Raw genomic sequence first — 23,480 nt, 5'->3', positions numbered from 1 at the left:
AACGCTTATGAAAACCAAAGATAAAATTAAAAATAGAACTTAAATAAAAACAAAAAATTCACCCACCACGCATCAATTACTTTCCAATCGTGATTATAGATTTATATACCATTTAAAAAGCCAATAAACCCACAGGGTTATCAGTGAATAAAAACAAAGCACAAACTGAAAGGAATGACATTAAGCCAATGATTTAATTAACTTTAAAATTACCACCCTACAGAAAACCTTACATCAAACACTTAACAGCTAATACTTTTTTCATGATTATATAAATAACAACTCATTATATTTTTCATTTAAGTCTTCACGCTAAATTAGCAACAAGATTGACCACAAAAAGACCTTATAAACAGGGAAAAATGCATGCCCAACATTGTCAATGGAAATGATTCTATCGATCAGGCTAAGGGTACTGCCGACGAGAGTTTTTTCTCGGGTGGCAGCGAGAAAAGACTCGTTGAACATTTGTTAACCGAGCAAGAAACCGTCGTTTTGACTTCAGTATCCTGTTTTTTGACAAAGAAAAACTATCCCACCAATGAATGAATCATGCCTCGTTTCAGATTTTTGGCTCGATAGAATGCATGGAAGATACGTTGTTGAGGGAGAAATCATGAAAGGAAACAAAGCAAAACCACTCGCAGTGATTGCCGGTTACGGTGAAGGTTTAGGGCATGCTATAAAAAAAACCTTTGAGGATGATGGTTTTCAAGTGGTTACCCTCAGCAGAAAAAACGCAATGATTCTGGCTGATACAACGGACCCAAACGAAGTCAATCGCGCTTTTGCGCAGATAGAAACGCTCTACGGCATACCCAGCGTTGTTATATGCAATACCGCTTTACTCACGATAGAGCGTTTTTTTGTCACGACGTCTAGCCAATTTGAGCAAACATGGAGAACGTCGGTGATGAGTGTATTTAACATTGCACAGACCGTTATTCCGTCAATGATAAAAACAGGCAGAGGTTCACTCTTAGTGACGGGGGCTACCGCAGGCGTAAAGGGAAACAAAAACTTTAGCGCTTTTGCATCAGCAAAGTTTGCACTAAGGGGATTAACTCAGTCACTCGCCAGAGAATTTCAGCCCAATAGAATTCATATCGCGCATGTGGTTATCGACGGCATTATTTGGTCTGAAAAAAGTCGAGAGCGTTTCCCTACCCTCGTTAAAGCAAACGCAATTCAACCAGAAGATGCCGCGTTGACATACTTACATTTAGCAAAGCAGCCCGTCACCGCTTGGACACAAGAAGTGGATATTCGCCCTTACAGTGAAGTCTTTTAAATCGGAGTGACTATGAAAACAACAACTGACACAGTGATCATCGGCGGCGGCTTAAGCGGCCTATACGCTGCGCATTTGTTAGAGCAACAAGGGCATGACTACATGTTGCTTGAAGCGCGTGATCGCTTTGGAGGGCGCATTGTTTCAACATCTCTTAGTGACGAAAGCCCAGCACGCGTTGATCTTGGCCCTTCTTGGTTTTGGCCCAATATTAACCCGCAATTGTCAGCACTCATCGAAGCGCTGGGTATCACAGCTTATAAGCAGTTTTCCGACGGCCGTTACTTAGTGGATAAAATGCGTGGCGCGCCGCCTCAAGCCATCGATGTCGGTTATGACATCATGCCCGATACCTACCGTCTTCACGGCGGGATGCAGGCGATCATCAATGGTTTATTGGAAGCGCTGCCTTCTGAAAAGCGCTTCTTGAACACGCAGGTCAGCGCCGTATTGAAGCAAGCTGACGACACCTATTCGGTGGAATATGAGCGCAATGGCGACATCGGCACCTTGTCAGCCAAACATATCGTGTTCGCCATGCCTCTCAGATTGGTGGCTAAACATATCGCATTCAGCCCTGCCCTCGACCCTGCGCTGAAAAAGGCATTCGATAGCACCGAAACCTGGATGGCGGCGCATGCGAAAGCGGTGTTGATCTACGAAACACCGTTCTGGCGAGAAATGGGATTTTCAGGGTCAGTAAACAGCAATGTTGGCCCTTTGGTAGAAATCCATGATGCGTCACCCGACATCAATGGTGAGCCTGCCTACGGTGCGATCATGGGCTTTATGGGCATTAATGGCCCAGCAAGAAAAACCGCGGGGGATGAGACGTTGAAGAAACTGATTATCCAGCAATCAGTTCGGTTGTTTGGTCCAGAAGCACAAACACCGCTCAGTGTTGAATATATTGATTGGTACCAAGATCCGCTGACAGCGACCAAAGAAGATATCGCCACATCGCACGGTGTCTATGGCCTCAGCACCAAAGACAGCGCGCATCCGAATATCGTGTTTGCCGGAACAGAAGCATCCCGCGGGTATGGTGGCTATTTAGAAGGGGCACTCGATGCTGCAAGTCGTGCCGTTAGTGCCATCAAAAACTGTTGCTGAAAATCCCTTTGGGATCGCAGCCATAGCGATTAGTGCCCTTGGTGCCGCGTAGTAACGTAAAGATCAAAACAATCAACGAACCAATCAGTGGAACAACGATAATGAGCCACCACCATCCAGAGCGATTGATGTCATGAAACCTTCTCACAGTAACAGATATCGCTGGGATGATGGTCAAAGCGACCCATAAGGCGGTTGCCTGTAAATCTACCACCTGAAAGTGGTTTATTCCTGACTCCGCGATATCAATCATAAAGCAAAGCGCCAGTACAACGTTTTGGAAGAAGAAGAAGCCCCAGTATTCTCTTCGCCTTGCTCTGCCTGAGAATTTTGCGTAATTCAAAAATGCAGAAAACAACCACTTCATTCGAGTATCCTTACTACTTTATAGATGTTTTCGAATTATTGTTTTAATACTAAATTACAGCCTCTATGACGCGTGGGCTACGTTATCAAATGCCTGTTTGAATTGTCTGTATTAAACCCACAAAATGACGCCCGTTCTCGCTGGTTGTCGTTAAATTATCACTTTACACACACCATTCTCATTATTTGAAAGTCACCATTCCTGATGAGAATCTTTACGTCTATTGCCTCCCTTCGAACACAGAACAAAAACTGCAGCACTCGCAAATCCTTTATCTCTCTCTTTCAGGGAGGCGCCGATTACACATAACAGGTTGAATCACTGGCCCCTCAAATGTATATTGCGAATGCTTTTGATATACATTCTCATTTTCTTAATAGGGAGTTAACATGAAAACCTTGTTCAAGGCCATTCTGCTTTCCATTTGCGCTTCATTCTTTGCACATGCAAACAACATCACCGTTGATCACCTGATGGGACAAACCCAAATCAATGGAACGCCAGAGAAAGTTGTCGTTATTGGTTTAGGTTCACTTGATGCTGTTAACGCACTCGGCATCGACCCAGTTGCGGTATCTAAAGTGTCTCAAACTCCTGCTTATCTTGAGAAATACAAAGGCGACAAGTACGCCAATGCGGGTAGCCTTTTCGAACCCAACTTCGAAGAGATCTACATGCAAGAGCCGGATTTGATCATCGTGGGTCCACGTAGCTCCACCAGCTATGAAGAACTATCAAAAATCGCCCCTGTTGTTGTCTTCGCCAATAACCAAGCGGAAGGCTACTGGGAAGGCACGAAAGAACAATGGCGTAACCTTGGAAAAATCTTCAACAAAGAAGCCTTGGTAGAAGAAAAGATCGCGTCACTCGAGAAAGAGTTCGACACCATCCGCCAACATAACAGTGCCAACAACAGTGACGCGCTGACAGTAATGAGCTCTGGTGGCAACATCACCGCCTTTGGCCCAGAGTCGCGCTTTTCAGTGATCTACAAAGATTTCGGTTTCAAAGAGACCGTGAAAGACATTAAAACTGCCACACACGGTGATTCCATTTCGTTCGAGTTCATCCGTGAAGCCAACCCACAAACACTGCTGATCATTGACCGCGACACCCTGGTTAACCCAGCGGAAAGCACGACACGCGAAGACTTCGACAACGACCTCGTGAAAAGCACGCAAGCCTACAAAACGGGCAAAATGACGTATCTAGACCTGAATGCGTGGTACTTGTCTATGTCAGGCATTACCGCGACAGAACAGATGGTTTCAGACATTAAAAACAGCGTAGCGCTTTAATACTTGCTCCCGGAGAGCAGAGGTTATCTTGTTCAAGTTATTGCTTCCTCTGGGCTTATTAAGCCTGTTTTCCTTGTTCGTGGGCGTCAGCCCACTTTCACCTGCGAGCTTGCTTGCAGGTGATCCTGAGGCGCTAAACCTCTTTCTTACCAGCCGTCTTCCCCGTCTATTTGCCATCTTACTTGCTGGCGCAGGGCTGAGTATTGCTGGCCTTATCATGCAGCAGATCAGTCAGAACCGATTTGCTGCGCCCTCTACCACGGGCACCATAGAATGCGCCATGCTCGGCTACGTGATGAGCTTGGTTTTCTTCGGCAACGGCAATCAGCTTTGGCTTATTTTCAGCGTTGCCGTGCTTGGCACCCTGCTTTTCGTCACCCTCATCCAACGCATTCAATTTCGTAACGCCGTGTTCGTGCCGCTAATCGGCATCATTTACGGCAGCATCATTGATGCGGGGGCGACCTTCATTGCCTACAAATATGACGCCGTGCAAATGCTCAGCGCATGGGCGATTGCAAACTTTGCCACCATTTTGCGGGGTGATTTTGAGCTGCTTTATATCGCCATTCCTATTGCGATTTTCAGCTATCTCTACGCCACGCGAATCTCCGCCGTTGGTATGGGTAAAGACTTCGCCACTGGGCTAGGTTTGCGCTATCAGCATGTGGTGTTAATTGGTGTGATGCTGGTTTCCATCATGTCCGCCAGCGTGGTGATGATCGTCGGCACCCTGCCCTTCCTCGGTCTACTGGTGCCAAACGTGGTCAGTTTGTATTACGGCGACAATTTGAGAAAGAACATCCCTCGTACCGCTGCCCTTGGTGCTGCCTTGGTCTTGGTCTGCGACATTGCCAGCCGCGTGATTATCTTCCCCTATGAAATTCCCGTGTCCATGCTCGTGAGTATTCTTGGCGGCCTTGCCTTCATTGTGCTTATTTTGAAGGGGCAAAAGCATGTCTGACTCCAAGAAAATTGGCCTAATGCTGATCACCGCCCTAGTCTTCGCTGCACTGTTTATCTGCGTCGGGCTGACGGCCAACAACTATGAATATTTCCTCTCTCGCCGCGTGCCGAAAGTGCTCGCCATGGTGCTTGCAGGAATCGCAGTGGCGCAATCGTCACTGGTTTTTCAAACCCTCACGCACAACCGCATTCTCACACCTAGCATCATGGGGTTTGATGCGCTGTACCTTCTAACACAAACGCTGATCGTCGCTATGTTTGGCGGCTTCAGTGCCTATGTGTTGAACGCGTATTTAAACTTCGCCATTTCTGTCGGTGCAATGGTGATCTTTTCCGTGTTGCTATTCGGTTTTTACTTCGCCAAAGAAGGTCGAAACTTGATCGTGCTGCTCTTGGTGGGATTGATTCTTGGTCAGGTATTTGGCAACGCCGCGTCCTTCATCACCATGTTGATGGACCCGAACGAATTTGCCGCTGTGCAGGCAAACATGTTTGCGAGCTTCAACAACGTAAAGGTGGAATTGGTTTACCTTTGCTTGCCGGTGTTAGCCGTGATCAGTGTTGCTTTGTTTCGTATGCACCGCACCCTGGATGTGTTCTGGCTAGACCGAGACAACGCGATCAGTTTGGGGATTGATGTTCGACGTGTCACACAACGTGCGCTGATGCTCTCCGCAGTGCTCATTGCCGTTTCTACCGCACTGATTGGCCCTGTGATGTTCTTTGGCTTGCTGGTAACCAACCTCGCCAGAGAGCTATTCAACACCTTCCAGCACCGTGTATTGCTGATTGGCTGCGCCTTATTGTCGGTATGTACCCTTCTGGCTGGGCAATGGATCGTAGAGAACCTGTTTACCTTCGATACCACACTGAGTGTGGTGGTGAACTTCACAGGTGGGCTGTATTTCCTTTGGATGTTACTCAAGAACAAGATTGTATAAAGCATCATGATTATTCTAGATAAAATCAGTAAGGCCTTTGGTCAACAACGTGTTGTTAGCGATGCCACAACCGATTTCGAGAAAGGCAAAGTCACCGCAGTTATCGGCCCCAATGGCGCTGGAAAAAGTACCCTGCTTTCAATGGCAACACGCCTCGTTTCGCCAGACAGCGGGACAGTCGTGATAGACGGGAAGGCCATTTCTGACTGGAACACGGCGGAACTGGCAAAGTCGCTGGCAGTGCTGCGCCAAGCAAACAGCATGACCATGCGCTTCACCATTCGTGAACTGGTGGCATTTGGTCGTTTCCCTTACTCCAAAGGTAACCTGACTGCTGCGGATAACGATGCGATTGATCAGGCGATTCACTACCTCGATTTAGCCGAACTCCAACATCGCTATTTGGATGAACTCAGCGGCGGTCAGCGTCAACTTGCGTTCATCGCCATGGTCATCGCGCAGGACACCAATTATGTGTTTTTGGATGAGCCACTGAATAACCTCGATATTCGCCACTCGCTCTCCATCATGAAAACCGTGCAGCGCCTTGCGCACGAGATGGGCAAAGCTGTCATTGTGGTGATCCACGATATCAACTTTGCAGCCTGTTATGCCGACCATATCATCGCCATGAAAAAAGGCAGCATTGTCGCCAATGCCAAGGTGAATGATGTGATTCAAGCTGACGTGTTGGAAGGCATTTACGACACACCCTTCAACATCGTTGAAGCCAACGGTAAGCGCATGTGTTTGTATTACTGACGAGTGAGTGAAGTCGTCATTCGCCCATTAGCACCGTGAGCTTAAAAACAAAAACCCGCCAACTGGCGGGTTTCTTTTATCTGCTTACGTTAACGCGAAGGCATTAAGCGAATTGCTTTCTGCGTAGCTCTCGTGACAGACCTATGTATAGGCTCAGACACATCACCAACAAGAACACCGCAAACGGCAAGCCTGTTGAAATGGTCGCCGCTTGAAGTGCGCCCAAACCACCACCCATCAAGAGGGCGATAGCCGCCAAGCCTTCAATGGTACACCAGAAGATACGCTGAGAAACTGGCGCATCAATCTTACCGCCCGCCGTAATGGTATCGATAACCAGCGAACCGGAATCCGACGATGTAACGAAGAAAATGATCGTTAGCACCATACCGAAGAAGCTGATCACACCCGTAAACGGCAAGGCTTCAAACATTTTGTAGATGGAAAGCTCAGGTTGCCAGTTTCCGTTGGTGATCAAGTTCACCACGCCATTGTAGCCGCCATCCATTTGATCCAGTGCCGTTGTACCAAACGTCGTCATCCAAACGATACAAACGATGGTTGGTGCAATCAGTACTGCCAGAATGAATTCACGAACGGTACGACCGCGAGATACACGCGCGATGAACATACCAACGAATGGAGACCAAGATACCCACCACGCCCAGTAGAAGGTTGTCCAACCGTGGTAGAAGCCAGAATCTTCACGTCCAACCCAGTTAGACAACGCAGGCAACCAGCTCAGGTAATCAACCGTGTTAGACACCACACCGCTAAAGATAAGCGCCGTTGGGCCAACCACAATCACGAATACCATCAACATGCCCGCCATGACCATGTTGATTTCACTAAGGCGTTTCACACCGCCGTCCATGCCACGATAAACCGACACCAATGCCGCCAACGTGATCACGAGAATCAAGATAGATTTGGTTTCAATGCCAGAATCAATGCCAAACAGGTAGTTCAAACCTGCGGCAATCTGGTTTGCACCTATACCCAGCGACGTCGCCAAACCAAACAAGGTTGCCAAAACCGCCATGATATCGATGATGTGTCCCCAAACACCCCATACGCGATCACCCAATAATGGGTAAAACGCTGAACGCAGTGTCAGTGGCAAATCTTTGTTGTAGTGGAAGAAAGCCAATGCCAAACCCACCACGGCATAAATCGCCCACGCATGGAAACCCCAGTGGAAGATGGATGCTGCCGTACCAATGCTACGCGCTTCTGCGGAACCGGTTTCTAATCCCAATGGTGGGTTTAGTGTATGGTTCATTGGCTCTAGCACGCCGTAGAACATCAGGCCGATACCCACGCCCGCGGAAAACAGCATCGCAAACCATGCAGGGTAAGAGTAATCAGGGGTTGCATCATCGCCACCGAGTCGAATCTTGCCGACTGGTAACACCGCCAGAATTAAACAGAAGATTAAAAAGAGGTTGGCGGAAATCACAAAGAACCAGTCAAACGACTGAGTAATTGCAGGGCGAAGCCACCCAAAGAAATCTGCAGCTTGTTCTTGAAAAATCAACACGCCCAAAACAAACACCACTACCATGATGGCTGAAATTGGGAATACAGGGTTATGGAAATCCAGCCCTAACACATTGACGTTGTCCTGACCGATTTGATAATCGGTATTGTATTGATCGTCGTTATTCACTTCCGATGTTGGTCCACTCACAGCATTGCCTCCATTTGCTTGCTCTAAAACGCGACACGACTGAGCAGCAATAGCAACGCCCTTTCTCACGCCTCGTAGAGTGAGAAAGGGCATTCATTCATTATTTTATTGTGCACGCTAGTTAATGATGACGAATCGACTAATAGAAGTCTGAGAAAATCCGTTTTCATCCCGATTAATGCGCAATCAGTTAAGAGAAAAATGTAAGCGCACTCAAACATCTTCTTTTTAAGACGTCGATGTAAAGTTCGAGAAAATGGAGAAAGAGAGGAAGGTTAATTTGGTGAGTGAAGAGATCTTAAGGGACAGAGAGAAACACCTACATATTGCAGGTGTTTATTTTCGTATTCAATGGTGAAATCAATACGATGCTTATTCGCTCGTTATATTAACCAGCAAACGTACCGTCTTTCGGTGACCCATTGTTGTCACTATTGCTAAAGTCATCGGCTTTTGGATCTGGCCCAAAACGGTTATCCCCTTTTGTGCCATCAAACGCTTGAAGGATCAATAGCGCGATGACACCCAAAGGCACAACGCCCAGCAACGCCCACCAGCCGGTGCGATCGGTATCATGGAGACGGCGGACTGTGACAGCCAAGGTTGGTAAGAAAACAACCGCCGCATAGATCATACCTAACGTGCCAATCCCCATTTTTGCATCGTAAAATCCCAGCATTTGATCAGCTTGGGACAGCACCAATGAGAAAAACATATTGAATACAATGAAGATCCAATACTCTTTGCGGCGAGCGCGTCCTTTAAACACTGCATACTTTCTAAGTACATCGATATACCAATTCATTCTTCTCTCCTGAACAATTCTTCCCAACAAGCACTCACCCTTTCTCGTCGAAACAGTGAGCGTTATCGCTCATGCGCTACAGAGCGCAGGGATTTGCGTTCAAACTCGGTCAAAACATTAGAGACGAACATTCTCACTATGCTTGAGTGCGCATCAAGGCGCATTACCTCATTCACCGTACAGTGTACCAAATATTGGCAACTCGAAACGTATTAAAGACAACGCGAAACTGCTCAATAACGACATTCACCATCTTTGGATATCTCACATTCAGCAAAAACGTAAGGATGACATCACCTCGCAATGCCCCCGAGGTTGATCCTCATTCACAAGCGTGCGTAACTGAGATCAAACACCCAGAAGCTTCCCCAGAATAAGACGTCGGAACGAAAGAAAAGGATGCAAAGCGCGCCATGTCAGACCGCCCCCAACAGACACAATCATTAACGTGGTTTCCAATTCTATTGGCGACCATTGCCACCATGAGTTGGGCGGGCAACATCACGCTGGCGAAGCTCGTCAACGCGAGTATTCCACCGCTGGGGTTGTCATTTTGGCGCTGGACAGTGGCCGCTATCGTGCTGCTGCCTTTTGTATACAAGCCGATGAGAGAGAAATGGCTGCTGTTCAAGCAACATCTTGGGCTGGTGTTACTGTTGGCCTTATTGGGCGTGGCGGGCTACAACAGCTTGGTGTACATCGCGCTTGAAAACACGCTTTCCACCAATGTCGTGATTCTGCAATCAGCCTCCCCCTTAATGATTCTGCTGTTACAGTTCTTCTTGCTAAAACAAGCCGCGACCTTAAAACAAACGCTCGCCATACTGACCTCTGCCATCGGTGTGTTGCTCATCATTACCAAAGGCCAATTGGTCTCAGACTTCGCCATTGGAAACAGCGAGCTCATTGCGCTGTTTGGCATCTTAGTTTGGGCAACCTATTCCGTGCTTGTGCAGAAACTGCCAGATATGCTTAAAGGCTTGCCGATTCTGGGCTACACCGTTTGCCTTGGTGTGGTAATGATTTTTCCCTTCTATCTTGCAGAATCTGTGTTCTATGAAACCATGCCGATTTCTCCACAAAGCATTGCGATTTCTCTGTATACGGGCGTGTTTGCTTCCGGCATCGCATTTTGGTGTTGGAACACGGCATTGATGCGTATGGGGGCCGCAACAACCGGGCAATTCATGCACCTTATTCCCGCCTTTGGTTTGGTCTTTTCCATGTTGCTTCTAGGGGAGAGAATGGAAACCTATCATTATATAGGCATCGTGTTTATCGTCTCTGGGCTGGTGATTGCAAACATTCAGCGCGGCGCGACGGCAGAATCAGCATCGTCGTAAAATCAGCCACATTCCGCTATAGTGTTGCCTTGATTTAGAAAGGACACCCAGCAAAATGCTTCACATTTCTCAGACCGTGACCTTGTCAGATGACGAGATTGAAATCACCTATATCCGCGCCCAAGGTGCAGGTGGTCAAAACGTCAATAAGGTTTCTTCTGCGGTTCACCTCCGCTTTGACATTCATGCCTCATCACTTCCTGATTTCTACAAGGAACGTTTACTGGCGTTGAAAGACAGCCGCATCACCAAAGACGGTGTCATTGTGATCAAAGGTCAACAATATCGCACGCAAGAAAAGAACCGCGATGATGCCCTCGCGCGTTTGCAAGCACTGATCAAAAGCGTTGGCGTGGTGCAAAAGGCGCGTAGAGCCACCAAGCCCTCTAAGTCGTCACAACGTAAACGGATGGATGGGAAAACCCTGCGTGGAAAAACCAAATCTATGCGTGGAAAAGTGCAGTTCTAACGTTCGCTTCGCTCGTTCTCTCTGTTCCTCTTTTTCTGAACTTTTTCTTCTTCTTCTTTTCTCGCACCTTTGCCTTCACAATGGCAGAGGTCACATTCCCCGCGCTCAAAAAACTGAGCACCTTGTCAGCCACAACGAAACGGTGTCCAATCGATGTCTCTGAACGCAAAAGGATTGCACCGTGACAGACAAGAATTTCAACCACTTTCCGCTTCAACACACGCAATCACTGGTGTGGAACGACATGGATGCCCTACAACACATCAACAACACTGTATATTTTCGCTACTTTGAAGACGTTCGCGTCGTGATGTTGGAAGAACTGAAGGTTTTTGAGTACGTAAAGCGCCATAACATTGGTCCTGTCGTTGCTTCTACTCGCTGTGATTTCCGCGCCCCTTTGGTGTACCCCGATAAAATCACCACAGTGTCATGGGTCGAAGACATTCAAGAAAAGCGCTACACCATGAAATATGAAATCCACAGTCACCAACAACAGCGTCGCGTAGCTGTCGGTGAAGCCTTGGTGGTGTATTGTGACTTTACCGATGGCAAAAGTTGCGCAATCCCTGCGGAGACGGCAAAAAAACTTGAACACTACCTTTTGCCCGACGGCGCTAGCCACGCATAACCCCACAAGAATAGGACACCGGTATTTGATGACTTCCCTTTCGCTGTCGTTCGTTCAATTGCGATCAGGCTATGAAGCGCCAAGCACAGCTCCCTTGAGTCTGTCACTCACTGCGGGGGATCACTTGGTGCTAAAAGGGGCATCTGGCAGCGGGAAAACCAGTCTGCTCAAAGTTATTTGTGGTTTACAAGCGCCGCAAAACGGTGAAATCCATTGGCAAAACACGCAAATTGACACCGCTAACCTTGCATGGTGGCGCAGCCAGTTTTGCTATTTACCGCAAGACCCTGTGATGGGGGCAGACACAGTGATTGATGTTTTGCATTTACCCTGGACACTCAAAGCCTCATCGCGTGAACTGCCGAGCGAAAGCCAATGCCAGCATGTGCTTGATCAGGTCAACCTTTCCCACGCTCTAAACAAAGAGGTTGATACCCTCTCCGGTGGCGAGAAACAGCGTTTGGCGCTCGCCCGTGCAGTGTTGCTTGAACGCCCTATTTGGCTCATGGACGAACCCACCTCTGCGCTCGATGCAGGCAGTAGAGACAATGTGATGGCATTGCTTGAAACGATGAACGTGATTCGGGTATCCATTTCACACGATCAGGTTTGGGTAGGCAGTGCGAGCCACCAGTTCAGTTTTGGAGCAAACAATGAGTGAGGTGTTAAACATCAATCATTGGGCGTTAGCAGGGCTGTATTTGCTCTTTCTCATCCCCTTGATTCTTTTCCAGCGCTGGCAACTTGGACTCAGTAAAAACCTGATTTCCTCCGTGGTACGCATGACCCTGCAACTTGCGGTGGTTGGGTTGTATCTTCAAACCCTGTTTTCATTTGCGAACTTTTGGCTGAACACCTTGTGGCTGCTGCTCATGATCTTTTTCGCCAGCATCACGATCTGCAAGCAAGCCAGTGCCAACATGAAAGCACTTATGCCCGCCGTGCTGGCCGGGCAATGTGTCGCGTTAGGGTTTGTGTTACCGGTTTTGATGGTGGGCGTCATTCAAACTGACCCGTGGTGGAAAGCGCAGTATCTTATTCCTGTGGCGGGCATGTTGCTCGGCAATGCACTTTCAGCCAACGTGCTGGCCTTAGAGCGCCTGCACTCAAGCCTGAAAAAGCGCCATGCCGAATACCAATTCTATGTATCAATGGGGGCGCCAACACCCAGCCGCCCTTTCATGCGTGAAGCCTTATCCGCCGCATTAAAGCCGCCCATGGCAGCCATGAGCACGTTAGGCATTGTTAGCCTTCCAGGCATGATGACGGGCCAAATCCTCGGTGGCACAGAGCCGCTATTGGCGGTGAAGTACCAACTCGTCATCATGGTGGCCATTTTCATCGTCGTCTTTACGTCAGTGTCAACGACCTTGCTGTTAGCGGGGAGACGTCTGTTCGATGAGTACGGGAATCTCATTGGTTCACCCTAACCCCATCCCGGATCTGCACGTACTCCACGAAAAAAGGCCGTCGAGAAATGCCGACGGCCTTTTAAAACGAAGGTGAAGGGCTGCGCGCCCCTCTCTCTTACTTCAACACAAACTGGGATACACGCTGTTTCAACACATCGTTAGCGTTAACCAAGTTTTGATTATCAACTCGAATTTGGTCGCTCAGGTTCACGATTGAATCCTTCGATTCTTTAATCTTGAGCATCGAGGTATTCAAATGTTCAATTTGACCCAGCAGTTCATCAAGCCCCGTGCTTTCATCGTCGGTCGAAATCAATGTCACCACCTCATTGATGGAAGACACGGCATCTTGGACCGTTTGATTTGAGCCTTCATAATGGGAAATAATTTCTAGGAGCTCTTCTTTTTGCGTGGTTAAGCGATCACTGATTTGCACCACGGAACCACGGATCTCAGATACGATTTTCGTGATATCACCCAAGCTATCTTGCGTCGACAGTGCTAACTGACGCACTTCATCCGCCACCACGGCAAAGCCACGGCCTTGATCACCTGCACGTGCTGCTTCTATTGCTGCGTTTAAAGACAGCAAGTTAGTTTGCTCTGAAATCGACTTGATGACTTCAACAAACTTTTCGATGGATTCAGCCTGCGCTTTCAGCTCAATGAACGAGGTGTACATGTGTTCAACACTGCTTGAGTAGTTCTCTAACTGCTGAAGTGAAGAAATGTTTTTACTGTTTAAATCAATCAAATCCCCCTTCACTTGCTGCGTAGAAGACGCCGTGTCTTTCAGTGTTTGCACCATGGAAGAGGAGAAGGTTTTCAACGAGGACAGATTGGTTGTGGCGAGCTCATAGTTGTCATCTTGCTTAACAAGATCTTCGTTGATGTTTTTCACCTTCATGAGCATGCCGTCAGACAAGGATTTTGACTCATTTGAGGATTCATCAATCGTCTCAAGCGTATTGCGAATACTGATGCGGAAGTTTTCAATAACCCGTAAAAAGTCTTCCATTTCACTGTTTAATGACGATTTCACGTTGTTTTTTACACTAAGGTTGTTCTCTTCGAAGTTTTTTAAATAGCGCTTGGTTTCGTTTAGCGAGTCAACGCCCCACTTTTTCTCATCAATATCGTGGATCAAGAGTACGCCCGCCAACGTCAATTGAATGATCACCGAATAGACATTGTCGGTGAAGAAAAACGCATTCACTAACAGCAGCACAATACCCACCCAGTGAATTAACCTCATTCTTGTAAACAGCGAACTAAACATGCTTTTTCTAGACATTAGCTTTCCCTAATACAAACAACGCAGCGATAATATGCATACAAACGTGTATTGCTTAACTAAAAATAGTTGAGCCTTAGAAGGCTCGCCAACATGATCTAACGTTAATTGCCCACACTATCTTTATTAATTACAGCGCATTAATTTCATAAACCAAGCAAACAACCACGTCCTACAGCTCACGCTGTATCCGCTGTTAAATGAGAAATACGGGTGTGCCAATCACGTGATTTCCAGTACTATGCAGCAATTAAATTGGGTACAGATGTCTATGACCATTGAAGTGAAAAATATCCCAACGGCGGAAGTTACGTGCGCCAATTGCCAAGCGTGTTGTTGCCGTCTCGAAGTCATGATCATCACAGACACCGGTGTGCCTGAAGAGCATATCGCGGTGGATGAGTGGGGCGCAGAAACCATGCTGCGCTTAGAAGATGGATGGTGTTCAGCGGTCGATCGCGAAACCCTGATGTGTACGATTTATGAAAATCGCCCTTGGATTTGCCGCGAATTTGAAATGGGTTCGTACGAGTGTGTCGAAGAACGTAAAGCCTGCTTGTAACCCCGCGTTTAAAGGGTTCGCCCCATTCCCCATGAAATCAGGAAGCGGGATAAAAGGTAGCTAAAAGCAAAAAGCCAGCAGATGCTGGCTTTTTGCTTTTCAGGCGGGCATACATTTTAACTGCCCATGGCCCTTGAGACGAACGCGCGGGTGCGTTCATGCTGGGCGTTACCAAAAATCTGTGAGGGTGGCCCTTGCTCAACAATCACACCGCCTTCCATAAAAATCACAGTATCAGCGATGTCGCGAGCAAACTGCATTTCATGGGTCACAACGACCATGGTTTGTTTTTTCTCAGCCAGTTGCTTCATTACGGCCAACACTTCATCCACCCATTCAGGGTCAAGTGCAGAAGTGGGTTCATCAAACAAAATCACGTCACCTTTACAAGCCATCGCACGTGCGATGCCAACGCGTTGTTGCTGACCACCAGAAAGTTGCGCTGGGTATTTGTTCAGATGATCTGACATACCGACGCTATCTAGTAATTGTCGGGCAGTATGTTGTGCCGTGTCTTTTGGCTCTTTCCACACCGTCATCAAAGATTCAGCGACGTTTTCCACTGCCGTTTTGTTGGCAAACAAGGCATAGCTTTGAAACACAAAACTGCTTTGTTTACGCAGGTTATGAATGTCTGACGTCGACGCTTTCTCCGCATTAACAGACGCTTCACCGATTTGGATATCACCTGTGGTAGGCGTTTCCAAATAGTTCAGGCAGCGTAGCAAGGTCGATTTTCCGGTACCTGACGGCCCGATAATGACGACGATTTCACCCTGCTTCACGTCCAAGTCGATGTGTTTTAACACCTCAACATCACCAAAGCGTTTGCTGAGGTTTTTTACCGCGATCATTTGATTCACTGTGCTCATCGTGCGTACGCCTTATTCAACCTGACTTCCAACAACGACTGAATCTGCGTGAAGAAAATCACTACCACCCAGTAAATCAGTGCAACCGCCATAAAGGCTTCGAAAAACTTAAAGCTCGATGACGCTTCCATCTGGGCTTTTGCCATGATCTCCGCCACACCCAAGGTGAATGCCAAAGAGGTACTTTTGATTATGTCGATGAAATAGTTCATCAACGACGGCGTTGCCACGCGGGCAGCTTGCGGCAGGATGATGCGCTTCATGGCTTGAAGCTGTGTCATTCCCACACTCAAGCTGGCTTCCATTTGGTTTTTGTCGATACCTAAGATCGCAGCGCGAATGCTTTCGGCCATGTAGGCAGAAAAGTGGAGCGACAAACCAATCACGGCTGCGGTGAACGCATCCATCCCGACAAAGATAGGGAAGATTTGTGGCAATCCGTAGTAAAGCAAAAACAGTTGAACCAAGAGCGGTGTGCCACGAAAGAAAGAGATATACACCACCACAAGGGCGTTCAACACCTTGAGTTTAAACACACGCACGAGAGCAAGAAAAACGGATAATACCAATGCCACAGCAAAGCCAATGAGTGACATTTCGAGGGTTATTCCCAAATACTTAAACAGTATCGGGAACAACGCCATCATGTAGTCGAAATCAAACCCGTTCATTATTTCGTGATGTCAGAATCAAACCAAGTTTGCGAGATTGCGCTTAGGGTGCCATCGGCTTTCATGTCATTCAGCGCTTTATCTACTTTGGCTTTTATCTCTAACTTCTCTGGTGTGTTCAAAAACGGCATCGCATTTTGGATGGTTTCAAACGGTTGACCCGCAAGTGCCAGCGGCAAACCTGACTTCTTAATCAATTGCGCTGAAGAAACACGGTCCATCACGAATGCATCAGTACGGCCTAGGGCAACATCTTGCTCGAAACCAGAGTCATACGTGATGATGTTGATTTCGTTGTTTTTGTCGTAGTTACGCAGTAATTGTTCAAAGTTACTCCCGAGGTTTACTGCAACTTTTTTCCCTTTCAGATCATCAATGCCTTGAATGTCATCGCGTCCTTTGCGGATAACCACTTGCGCACCATCAACCACGTAAGGCACAGAAAACGCGTATTTTGCTTTGCGTGCATCTGTCATGGTGATTTGGTTACTGATGGTATCAATGTGGCCCGCTTCCAACATGCCAAACAGGCCAGAGAAGCTGGACGTCACGAACTCAACGTCGTAGTCGGCACGCTTACCAATTTCATTCCACACATCCACTTCGAAGCCTTGTAGCTTATCGAGCTTCACAAACGTGAACGGGAAGTAACGGCCCGACATGCCCACTTTGATTTCGTCTTGAGCAAGTGATGCGGTAGAGGTAAAGCTGGCTGCGAGTGCAAGTGTGGCAACCAGTAGGTTTTTCATTGAAGGCATGGTGAAGTACTCCTTTATTCTGTTGCCGCCAATGTAACGCAGTTCCTTTTTTGCGATAAATAACGAAAAAACATATGTAATACTCTGGAAATTTCATATAAACCAGAGCAATAAAATGTAATCCATTTCATTCACCGAACAGCTAACTACTCTATCCGCAGTTTTGCAGATGCATTGTTTACTTTATAACCACCCAGCTTCACCGCCTCCATTAAAAACCTTATGCCACCCCATTACTCGCCACTAAAAACAAGCAGCTAACAACAATCAAAAAATAAAATGAAAAAAGATCACCCCTTCTGAGGACTTGCCCGTTTGTAGTGTGTAAATACCCGATGAACAAAGGAAAACACCATGCTCTCGCTTTCAAAAAAACGCCTTGCTATTGCGATCACACTTGCCTTGGGGATCACCACTGCCTGTTCTGATGTCGCGATGAATGACGCATCAACAGAAAAACAGGCGCAGAATGCGCAAACCTCCACCACGAAACCAAAAACTCAGTTGCCTCAACCGCAAATCCAACCTATGCCTGAAACAGAAGAGCACGTTGCAATGCATGATGCCTCCGTCGACGTTGCGTTCACCGCGCAGCCGGCTAATCGCATGGGCAAGGCATTGATGGTAATGCCCAGTTACGAGCCCTACCCTCAGGCCAAAAATCGTGACAACTATATCGAAACACCGAGCAATGGCGTGCACCAAGTCATTACCACGCCGCTTTCGACCTTTTCGATTGACGTTGATACGGGCAGTTACGCCAATGTGCGCAGCTATCTGACCATGGGACAAAAGCCTCCGACTGACGCGATTCGGGAAGAAGCCTTCATCAACTATTTTGATTACAACTACGCCACGCCAAACAGTACAAAGCAGCCTTTCTCGGTAAACACAGAGATCGCGCCGTCCCCTTGGAACGTGGAACGCCAGTTGCTTCGTATTGCGCTCAAAGGCTACGACATTCCAAAAGCAGAGCGTAAAGCCTCGAACCTTGTGTTCTTGGTCGATGTGTCAGGCTCAATGGCGCAACCCAACAAATTACCATTGCTGGTGCAAAGTTTGTCGATGTTGACCAAAGAACTGGGAGAGAACGACACCGTCAGTTTGGTGACCTATGCCGGTAACGCCAGCGTGGTGTTGAAACCCACGAAAGGCGACAACACACAAGCCATCCTCAATGCGCTCAAAAGCCTGAATGCGGGCGGCGGCACTTACGGGGAAAGCGGCATTAAACTCGCCTACCAACAAGCGCAGCAAGGGTTCATCAAAGGCGGCGTTAACCGTGTGATTCTGGCGACAGACGGCGATTTCAACCTCGGCGTCACCAACATGGATGAGCTTAAAGACATCATCACCGCAGAGCGTAAGAAAGGCGTTTCCCTCACCACACTCGGTTTTGGACGAGGCAACTACAACGATGCCTTGATGGAGCAACTGGCGAACACGGGAGATGGGAATCACGCTTACATTGATACGCTGCATGAAGCACAAAAAGTGTTGCTGCGTCAGATGAGCGGCACGCTTCAAAGCATTGCGTCTGACGTGAAAATTCAAGTCGAGTTCAACCCGACTAACGTCAAAGAGTACCGTTTGATTGGTTATCAAAACCGAAAACTGCGCGATGAAGACTTTAACAATGACAAGGTAGATGCAGGCGAGATTGGCGCGGGTCATACCGTGACTGCGCTCTATGAACTGACGTTAACAGGCGACCAAGGTCAAATTGATGATCTGCGTTATCAACAAAAAGAGGCCGATGTGGCATCTTCAAGCAGTCACAGTAACGAATTGGCGCATGTGAAAGTCCGTTATAAATTACCCGGCACCGCCACCAGCACACTGGTAGAAGGCAATGTGAATCAAAACGACATCAAGAAGGGCTTCACCCAAGCGAGTGCAGATTTCAAATTTGCCACAGCGGTTGCGGCATTTGCACAGAAACTCAAAGAAAATAGCTACCTTGATGATTTCGATTACGCGCAGATCGCCACCATCGCACGAGAAAATCGCGGCGACGACCCTTACAACTACCGCGGAGAGTTTGTTCGCTTAGTGGAAGTGGCGCAAAGTCTTTAATGGCGAGGACTGCAAAGCGTGCAACAGCGAATAATCACACGTTTCATCACGGCCATTTAATAACCAATAAGGTTTCATGGAAAACATACCCGACGAACAACTGATGCTGCAGTTTCGCGACGGCAACCAAGCTGCCTTCGCGACCCTGTATCAGCGACACAAAGGATCACTCTACCGCTATTTCTTGCGCCAGCTTGGCACAGGAAATGGCGGCAGAGCCGAAGAGCTGTATCAGGACGTCTGGTATCGGGTGATTGATAAACGAGAAAGCTATGCGCCAACCGCCAAATTCACGACCTGGCTGTATCATATCGCGCACCACCTCGTGATTGATGAACACCGCAAACGCCTGTCGGAAAACGCCTATGCTTCGCAGCTTCCTGACGAACCTCAATCAAACATGAACGACGCGGAAGCGCGAGAAAAAGACGCCATCAAAGTCTGTATGGATGCCCTTGCTCCACTTCAACGCGAAGCCTTTTTGTTGCGCCACGAAGCGGGGTTTGAACCTGCACAGATCTGCGAGATTGTAGATGCAAAGCCAGAAGCCGTGAAAACCCGACTGCGCTATGCCATGGAACAACTCAGGCAATGCCTAACCCGTAAATTAGGAGGCCGAGAATGAGCAAGCCTTTTAGCGATGATGATATCGCCGCCATCTACAAAGACAGTGCGACAGAAGCTCCTTCCGCTTCGCTTGATGATGCCATTTTGGCGTATGCGTCAGAGCAAACAGGACACGCGGATTCACCTGACACAGAAACGGCATCGCAAAAAGCAAAATCCGCGACGCCGTGGTGGCCGATATTTGGCCTTGCCGCCGGTGCCATGTTTGTCGCCCTGCTTGCGCCTTGGCAATGGGTCGATCAAACACTGCCTGGCGCACAAGATATCCAACCGTATTCTTCGCCAGACGTCATGATGCTGGAAGAAATAGACATTGCGCCATCCGCTGCAGATGCAGTGCCCGATAACAAGCTTTACAAGGTTGCACCACCGAGCGAGGAAAAATCACGAGCGCGGAGCATGAAGTCCGCCTTGCCTGAGAAAACAACAGCGCCTGCGCGTGAAATGTTTGAAAGTGAGATGATGGCAGACAATGCGTTCAGCGCTGAAAATGACCGTATTGCAGACGAGCCATTCGCTGACATTAAAACGCTACTCGATGAAGGAAAAGAGGCAGAAGCACGAGACGCGCTGCGTAAGCTGCTTGAACAACAGCCTGCATTAGAAGCAGTATTACCCGCCGAATTACAGGGTTTACGCAATAATGGTGCAGAAAAATAGTGACCCTTCCCCTCTGATAAGGGTCTCTTAAACATTGCCCCGATAATGCCCACGTTGGCGCGTTATCGGGGACGTAATTCTATCAAAACCCTCACAAAAGCCCCTGCGAGAAATTCGCGAGAATTTTGAGAAACGTTAGAGATTGGCCTGCAAGTTTTGTCCTTCATTCTGTTTAAAACCGTTAAACAGGATGAACGACAATGACAAAATCAACGAAGCAAGGACTCTACGCACTTTCACTTCTTGGCTGCCTCGTATCAGGCAATATCGCGGCAGCGGAGCTTGAAATTACCGTCACAAATGCCACCAAAGGTATCTATTTCACCCCCCTTCTTATTGCCGCACATGACGGCAGTAACACATTGTTCGAAACAGGTACCGCTGCATCCGCTGAACTTCAAGCCATGGCTGAAGGAGGTGACATTTCAGGACTGTCTTCTGCGGTCAGTAACGCGGGTGGCAGCGTGGTCGAAAACCCAGCCACTGGCCCACTAGCACCGGCGGGTACCACCACGTTTGATTTTGACACTGGTTCACATGAGTACCTTTCTCTTACCGCCATGCTGCTGCCGACCAATGATGGATTCGTTGGCCTAAATAGCTGGAAGATTCCAACGGAAGCCGGCACGTACACCATCAACCTTAATGGCTACGATGCAGGTACAGAAATCAACGATGAGTTGGCGACAAGCATTCCTAACCCGCCGTTTATTACTAACCTCGGCGCTAACGGAACCGGTGTTGAACAAACCGCGAGTAATGCGACGGTTCACATCCACCCGGGCAACCTTGGCGATGCTGATGCAACCGCTGGCGCGAGTGATTTCGATTTCGCGGTACACCGTTGGTTGAATCCCGTTGCCGTGATGACCGTTGTGGTGAAATAAGGGGGTTTTATGAAATTACGATTAATGCTCGTTGCGAGCTCCGCCTTATTGCTAGCGGGTTGTCCGTTTGATGATGACGATTCTCCAAGCACGTCAACCACCCCTGACTCACCGAGCACGCCAACCAGTGCCAGCTACACCGTCACGGTAAAAAACCTGACGGCGGCGCAACCTGTTTCTCCGGTTGCCGTGCTCGCACATAACGACAATTTTGCCCTGTTCACGACAGGTGAAGCCGCGTCTGTCCCGCTAGAAGTCATGGCAGAAGGTGGGGACAATGCCGACCTTCTCGCTTTCAGCAGCGATGACAATGTGACATTGACCATGGGCGGCACGGGCCCTATTCCTCCAGGCGGACAAGAATCTTTTACCTTCACCGTGGATCCGAGCAGCGCGGGTTATCTGTCAGTGGCTGGCATGTTAGTCAACACTAACGATGCGTTTGCCGGTTTCAGTGCAATGGACATCAGTGCGCTTGAAGCGGGTGATACGGAACGCGTTAATGCAGTGATTTGGGATGCAGGCACAGAAGTCAACGATGAGCTTGCAGCAAACATTCCCGGCCCAGCTGGCGGTGGTGAAGGCTTCAATGCCGCGCGTGGCAGTGATGATCAAGTGACGGTTCACCCGGGTGTGATCAGCAGTGATGATGGACTCACAACCTCTGCGTTGTTAACCCAGCATCGCTTCTTGAACCCAGGTATTAGCGTCACGATTGAACGCACCGAATAACGTGAGGACTCACCGCCGGCGTGTTAGCCAAAACGAATAGGCAAACCCACGACTGGGCGGTGAACATCATATTCAAAGAAGGACGTCTGAAAGGAAGAAAGTAGACACAAGAAAAAGCGTGGCAGCTTATTGGAAAACATGGAAAGACTTGGCGTGAAACCTGTTACATGCAGAGACAGTTCACACGCAAACGGACGGCCTTCCGCCCTTCGATGTTACTGGTTGCTTGATCCCCCGCCTTCACTTGAAGGAACGTTTGAGCCAGATACAACGATGTTAGCCGTCCGTTTTTTTATCTTTTCCTCGTGTCACTATCGCGTCAAGGAGTCAGCTAGAACGATTCATCATCAAACCCGCCAAAATCATCACCACCGTCAAAATCATTACCAAAGCTGTCTTCAGCCCCTGAGTCACCGCCATAGCGATTGGCGTCTTCGTCGGTATTGGCAAATCCGCTATCGTTACCAAAGCCGCTGTCATTACCAAAACTACTGCCAAATCCAGTGTCATCACCAAAGCCAGTGCCTTGGCTCCAACCGCCCGTATAATCTTGGGTGTAACTGTCTGAGCCATCGAGAAAACTGCCACTTTCTGGCGACGCCGCATCACCCAAATCCGACGTTGACGCGTCATCGGGTGAAGTGTCCTCATTGATCACGGTATTGTTGGTGACATCTTCCACCACAGGTTCGCTATGATCGCCACCAAAGAACAAATGGCTTAATGCGCTGCCTGCAACCATACCTGCCGCAACACCAGCCGCTGTTTGCATAAACCCGCCAAATGCACTTGGACGATACGCAGGTTGTGGCGGGGTTGGCGGCTGACGATCACCACCAAACATTTTGCTCATGCTGCTGCGCTGAGATTCTTGCTGGTAAAACTCCGCATTGCGCTGCAAATAATCATTGCGGCTTTTAAGCTCTTTCAACGCCACATCTTGCGCCAACGCCATTTGCGTCAATCGGTATATCACATCAGGTTGCGACGCGATCTGTTCATTAATGAGCGTCGATGCTTCTGGGTCGGATGACTTGCCTTGATTCGCACTCAATTTGCTTGCTAAACCCAGAATCAATTCTCTTTCTTGTGGTGTCATGTCGCCCCCCAGCCCTTGTCTGTCATGGGATTGTAGATGCGGACAACATACGCCAATTAATGAAAATCAAAAGCGCCCAAACTAAGTTTGCGAAAATGAAGAGGCCACATCCCTTCCAACGACCTTCTTTTCAACCCCAACCAAAGTATGTCCA

At 48.3% G+C, this 23,480-nt stretch carries 26 protein-coding genes; 18 read left to right on the top strand and 8 right to left on the bottom strand.

Annotated elements, in window-relative coordinates; all coding sequences use genetic code 11:
* Window positions 1-366: 366 nt before the first annotated feature.
* The 3 genes from EQP46_RS10260 to EQP46_RS10250 all read left to right on the top strand — a co-directional run bounded on the left by EQP46_RS10260 (window position 367) and on the right by EQP46_RS10250 (window position 2,404).
* Window positions 367-549: a hypothetical protein gene (locus EQP46_RS10260; protein ID WP_129493552.1), complete on the top strand. Its 183-nt coding sequence runs from the start codon at window positions 367-369 to the stop codon at window positions 547-549.
* A gap of 67 nt (window positions 550-616) precedes the next feature.
* Window positions 617-1,291, top strand: a complete 675-nt coding sequence (locus EQP46_RS10255) for an SDR family NAD(P)-dependent oxidoreductase (protein ID WP_129493551.1) — start codon at window positions 617-619, stop codon at window positions 1,289-1,291.
* 12 nt (window positions 1,292-1,303) lie between these two features.
* Complete coding sequence (locus tag EQP46_RS10250) at window positions 1,304-2,404, top strand: flavin monoamine oxidase family protein (RefSeq protein ID WP_129493550.1); 1,101 nt, start codon at window positions 1,304-1,306, stop codon at window positions 2,402-2,404.
* On the opposite strand, the gene EQP46_RS10245 is transcribed toward EQP46_RS10250, so the two are convergent.
* Complete coding sequence (locus tag EQP46_RS10245) at window positions 2,388-2,771, bottom strand: DUF805 domain-containing protein (protein ID WP_129493549.1); 384 nt, start codon at window positions 2,769-2,771, stop codon at window positions 2,388-2,390. The two genes, EQP46_RS10250 and EQP46_RS10245, sit on opposite strands and share 17 nt — an antisense overlap.
* 389 nt (window positions 2,772-3,160) lie before the next feature.
* Between EQP46_RS10245 and EQP46_RS10240 the strand changes: the two genes are divergently transcribed.
* Genes EQP46_RS10240 through EQP46_RS10225 form a run of 4 tightly spaced genes read left to right on the top strand, consistent with a single transcriptional unit; the run spans window position 3,161 to window position 6,738 of the window.
* Window positions 3,161-4,069, top strand: coding sequence for a siderophore ABC transporter substrate-binding protein (locus tag EQP46_RS10240; RefSeq protein ID WP_129493548.1), 909 nt, complete (start codon window positions 3,161-3,163; stop codon window positions 4,067-4,069).
* A gap of 28 nt (window positions 4,070-4,097) precedes the next feature.
* Window positions 4,098-5,033, top strand: a complete 936-nt coding sequence (vctD, locus tag EQP46_RS10235) for an iron chelate uptake ABC transporter permease subunit VctD (protein ID WP_129493547.1) — start codon at window positions 4,098-4,100, stop codon at window positions 5,031-5,033.
* Complete coding sequence (locus EQP46_RS10230) at window positions 5,026-5,976, top strand: iron chelate uptake ABC transporter family permease subunit (protein WP_129493546.1); 951 nt, start codon at window positions 5,026-5,028, stop codon at window positions 5,974-5,976. Before vctD ends, EQP46_RS10230 begins: the two co-directional genes overlap by 8 nt.
* 6 nt (window positions 5,977-5,982) lie before the next feature.
* Window positions 5,983-6,738 carry an iron ABC transporter ATP-binding protein gene (locus tag EQP46_RS10225; protein ID WP_129493545.1) on the top strand — a complete coding sequence of 252 codons (756 nt, stop codon included), beginning with the start codon at window positions 5,983-5,985 and terminating at the stop codon, window positions 6,736-6,738.
* A gap of 103 nt (window positions 6,739-6,841) precedes the next feature.
* Here EQP46_RS10225 and EQP46_RS10220 read toward each other — a convergent pair whose 3' ends face one another.
* Entirely contained in the window at window positions 6,842-8,428 is a 1,587-nt protein-coding gene (locus EQP46_RS10220) for a BCCT family transporter (protein ID WP_129493544.1), read from the bottom strand.
* 388 nt (window positions 8,429-8,816) lie between these two features.
* A complete protein-coding gene (locus EQP46_RS10215; RefSeq protein WP_129493543.1) occupies window positions 8,817-9,233 on the bottom strand; it encodes a DUF805 domain-containing protein in 417 nt (138 codons plus the stop codon).
* A gap of 413 nt (window positions 9,234-9,646) precedes the next feature.
* Between EQP46_RS10215 and EQP46_RS10210 the strand changes: the two genes are divergently transcribed.
* From EQP46_RS10210 to EQP46_RS10185, 5 genes are all read left to right on the top strand, one after another.
* Window positions 9,647-10,576 (top strand): DMT family transporter, encoded by a 930-nt coding sequence (locus EQP46_RS10210; protein ID WP_129493542.1) that lies wholly within the window; start codon window positions 9,647-9,649, stop codon window positions 10,574-10,576.
* A gap of 55 nt (window positions 10,577-10,631) precedes the next feature.
* Window positions 10,632-11,045, top strand: a complete 414-nt coding sequence (gene arfB / locus EQP46_RS10205) for an alternative ribosome rescue aminoacyl-tRNA hydrolase ArfB (RefSeq protein WP_129493541.1) — start codon at window positions 10,632-10,634, stop codon at window positions 11,043-11,045.
* A gap of 181 nt (window positions 11,046-11,226) precedes the next feature.
* The gene (locus EQP46_RS10195; protein ID WP_205685927.1) at window positions 11,227-11,676 is read left to right on the top strand and encodes an acyl-CoA thioesterase; all 450 of its coding nucleotides are present in this window, start codon (window positions 11,227-11,229) and stop codon (window positions 11,674-11,676) included.
* A 28-nt stretch (window positions 11,677-11,704) separates the two neighbouring features.
* The gene (locus EQP46_RS10190) at window positions 11,705-12,337 is read left to right on the top strand and encodes an ABC transporter ATP-binding protein (RefSeq protein WP_129493745.1); all 633 of its coding nucleotides are present in this window, start codon (window positions 11,705-11,707) and stop codon (window positions 12,335-12,337) included.
* On the top strand, window positions 12,330-13,106 hold the full coding sequence (locus EQP46_RS10185; protein ID WP_129493539.1) for an ABC transporter permease: 777 nt from the start codon (window positions 12,330-12,332) through the stop codon (window positions 13,104-13,106). The genes EQP46_RS10190 and EQP46_RS10185 overlap by 8 nt, the downstream gene beginning before the upstream one ends.
* A 97-nt stretch (window positions 13,107-13,203) precedes the next feature.
* On the opposite strand, the gene EQP46_RS10180 is transcribed toward EQP46_RS10185, so the two are convergent.
* Window positions 13,204-14,382, bottom strand: a complete 1,179-nt coding sequence (locus EQP46_RS10180; RefSeq protein ID WP_129493538.1) for a methyl-accepting chemotaxis protein — start codon at window positions 14,380-14,382, stop codon at window positions 13,204-13,206.
* A gap of 271 nt (window positions 14,383-14,653) precedes the next feature.
* Here EQP46_RS10180 and EQP46_RS10175 point away from each other — a divergent pair, with 271 nt between their 5' ends.
* On the top strand, window positions 14,654-14,944 hold the full coding sequence (locus EQP46_RS10175; RefSeq protein ID WP_129493744.1) for a YkgJ family cysteine cluster protein: 291 nt from the start codon (window positions 14,654-14,656) through the stop codon (window positions 14,942-14,944).
* A gap of 116 nt (window positions 14,945-15,060) precedes the next feature.
* On the opposite strand, the gene EQP46_RS10170 is transcribed toward EQP46_RS10175, so the two are convergent.
* From EQP46_RS10170 to EQP46_RS10160, 3 genes are read right to left on the bottom strand one after another with little or no spacing between them, the layout of a single operon-like run.
* Window positions 15,061-15,798, bottom strand: coding sequence for an amino acid ABC transporter ATP-binding protein (locus EQP46_RS10170; protein ID WP_129493743.1), 738 nt, complete (start codon window positions 15,796-15,798; stop codon window positions 15,061-15,063).
* A gap of 14 nt (window positions 15,799-15,812) precedes the next feature.
* Complete coding sequence (locus EQP46_RS10165; protein ID WP_129493537.1) at window positions 15,813-16,487, bottom strand: amino acid ABC transporter permease; 675 nt, start codon at window positions 16,485-16,487, stop codon at window positions 15,813-15,815.
* On the bottom strand, window positions 16,487-17,245 hold the full coding sequence (locus tag EQP46_RS10160; RefSeq protein ID WP_017015787.1) for an amino acid ABC transporter substrate-binding protein: 759 nt from the start codon (window positions 17,243-17,245) through the stop codon (window positions 16,487-16,489). Before EQP46_RS10160 ends, EQP46_RS10165 begins: the two co-directional genes overlap by 1 nt.
* A 354-nt stretch (window positions 17,246-17,599) precedes the next feature.
* On the opposite strand from EQP46_RS10160, the gene EQP46_RS10155 reads away from it, so the two are divergent.
* From EQP46_RS10155 to EQP46_RS10135, 5 genes are all read left to right on the top strand, one after another.
* Window positions 17,600-19,321 carry a vWA domain-containing protein gene (locus EQP46_RS10155; RefSeq protein WP_129493536.1) on the top strand — a complete coding sequence of 574 codons (1,722 nt, stop codon included), beginning with the start codon at window positions 17,600-17,602 and terminating at the stop codon, window positions 19,319-19,321.
* Between the two features lie 76 nt (window positions 19,322-19,397).
* Window positions 19,398-19,946: a sigma-70 family RNA polymerase sigma factor gene (locus EQP46_RS10150; protein ID WP_129493535.1), complete on the top strand. Its 549-nt coding sequence runs from the start codon at window positions 19,398-19,400 to the stop codon at window positions 19,944-19,946.
* Window positions 19,943-20,608 carry a hypothetical protein gene (locus EQP46_RS10145; RefSeq protein WP_129493534.1) on the top strand — a complete coding sequence of 222 codons (666 nt, stop codon included), beginning with the start codon at window positions 19,943-19,945 and terminating at the stop codon, window positions 20,606-20,608. Before EQP46_RS10150 ends, EQP46_RS10145 begins: the two co-directional genes overlap by 4 nt.
* 200 nt (window positions 20,609-20,808) lie before the next feature.
* The gene (locus tag EQP46_RS10140; protein ID WP_129493533.1) at window positions 20,809-21,495 is read left to right on the top strand and encodes a spondin domain-containing protein; all 687 of its coding nucleotides are present in this window, start codon (window positions 20,809-20,811) and stop codon (window positions 21,493-21,495) included.
* Window positions 21,496-21,504: 9 nt separating this feature from the next.
* Entirely contained in the window at window positions 21,505-22,227 is a 723-nt protein-coding gene (locus EQP46_RS10135; protein ID WP_129493532.1) for a spondin domain-containing protein, read from the top strand.
* Window positions 22,228-22,558: 331 nt separating this feature from the next.
* Here the strand turns inward: EQP46_RS10135 and EQP46_RS10130 are convergent, their stop codons facing one another.
* Window positions 22,559-23,326, bottom strand: a complete 768-nt coding sequence (locus tag EQP46_RS10130; protein ID WP_129493531.1) for a DUF2076 domain-containing protein — start codon at window positions 23,324-23,326, stop codon at window positions 22,559-22,561.
* Window positions 23,327-23,480: the final 154 nt, after the last annotated feature.

It is taken from the genome of Enterovibrio baiacu, from assembly GCF_004120195.1.
GTDB classification, from domain to species: domain Bacteria; phylum Pseudomonadota; class Gammaproteobacteria; order Enterobacterales; family Vibrionaceae; genus Enterovibrio; species Enterovibrio baiacui.
The sequence above is the reverse complement of the archived record's forward strand: the minus strand, read 5'-3'. Positions and strand labels throughout refer to the sequence as shown.

Bases quoted from the DNA above. Each gene is read 5' to 3' on its own strand.
- EQP46_RS10260 (WP_129493552.1), top strand. From the start codon at position 367: ATGCCCAACATTGTCAATGGAAATGATTCTATCGATCAGGCTAAGGGT.
- EQP46_RS10160 (WP_017015787.1), bottom strand. From the start codon at position 17,245: ATGCCTTCAATGAAAAACCTACTGGTTGCCACACTTGCACTCGCAGCC.
- EQP46_RS10140 (WP_129493533.1), top strand. From the start codon at position 20,809: ATGACAAAATCAACGAAGCAAGGACTCTACGCACTTTCACTTCTTGGC.
- EQP46_RS10215 (WP_129493543.1), bottom strand. From the start codon at position 9,233: ATGAATTGGTATATCGATGTACTTAGAAAGTATGCAGTGTTTAAAGGA.
- EQP46_RS10255 (WP_129493551.1), top strand. From the start codon at position 617: ATGAAAGGAAACAAAGCAAAACCACTCGCAGTGATTGCCGGTTACGGT.
- EQP46_RS10250 (WP_129493550.1), top strand. From the start codon at position 1,304: ATGAAAACAACAACTGACACAGTGATCATCGGCGGCGGCTTAAGCGGC.
- EQP46_RS10225 (WP_129493545.1), top strand. From the start codon at position 5,983: ATGATTATTCTAGATAAAATCAGTAAGGCCTTTGGTCAACAACGTGTT.
- EQP46_RS10170 (WP_129493743.1), bottom strand. From the start codon at position 15,798: ATGATCGCGGTAAAAAACCTCAGCAAACGCTTTGGTGATGTTGAGGTG.
- EQP46_RS10130 (WP_129493531.1), bottom strand. From the start codon at position 23,326: ATGACACCACAAGAAAGAGAATTGATTCTGGGTTTAGCAAGCAAATTG.
- EQP46_RS10145 (WP_129493534.1), top strand. From the start codon at position 19,943: ATGAGCAAGCCTTTTAGCGATGATGATATCGCCGCCATCTACAAAGAC.
- EQP46_RS10135 (WP_129493532.1), top strand. From the start codon at position 21,505: ATGAAATTACGATTAATGCTCGTTGCGAGCTCCGCCTTATTGCTAGCG.
- EQP46_RS10155 (WP_129493536.1), top strand. From the start codon at position 17,600: ATGCTCTCGCTTTCAAAAAAACGCCTTGCTATTGCGATCACACTTGCC.
- EQP46_RS10180 (WP_129493538.1), bottom strand. From the start codon at position 14,382: ATGTCTAGAAAAAGCATGTTTAGTTCGCTGTTTACAAGAATGAGGTTA.
- EQP46_RS10210 (WP_129493542.1), top strand. From the start codon at position 9,647: ATGTCAGACCGCCCCCAACAGACACAATCATTAACGTGGTTTCCAATT.
- EQP46_RS10150 (WP_129493535.1), top strand. From the start codon at position 19,398: ATGGAAAACATACCCGACGAACAACTGATGCTGCAGTTTCGCGACGGC.
- EQP46_RS10240 (WP_129493548.1), top strand. From the start codon at position 3,161: ATGAAAACCTTGTTCAAGGCCATTCTGCTTTCCATTTGCGCTTCATTC.
- arfB (WP_129493541.1), top strand. From the start codon at position 10,632: ATGCTTCACATTTCTCAGACCGTGACCTTGTCAGATGACGAGATTGAA.
- EQP46_RS10175 (WP_129493744.1), top strand. From the start codon at position 14,654: ATGACCATTGAAGTGAAAAATATCCCAACGGCGGAAGTTACGTGCGCC.
- EQP46_RS10190 (WP_129493745.1), top strand. From the start codon at position 11,705: ATGACTTCCCTTTCGCTGTCGTTCGTTCAATTGCGATCAGGCTATGAA.
- EQP46_RS10245 (WP_129493549.1), bottom strand. From the start codon at position 2,771: ATGAAGTGGTTGTTTTCTGCATTTTTGAATTACGCAAAATTCTCAGGC.
- EQP46_RS10165 (WP_129493537.1), bottom strand. From the start codon at position 16,487: ATGAACGGGTTTGATTTCGACTACATGATGGCGTTGTTCCCGATACTG.
- EQP46_RS10230 (WP_129493546.1), top strand. From the start codon at position 5,026: ATGTCTGACTCCAAGAAAATTGGCCTAATGCTGATCACCGCCCTAGTC.
- EQP46_RS10185 (WP_129493539.1), top strand. From the start codon at position 12,330: ATGAGTGAGGTGTTAAACATCAATCATTGGGCGTTAGCAGGGCTGTAT.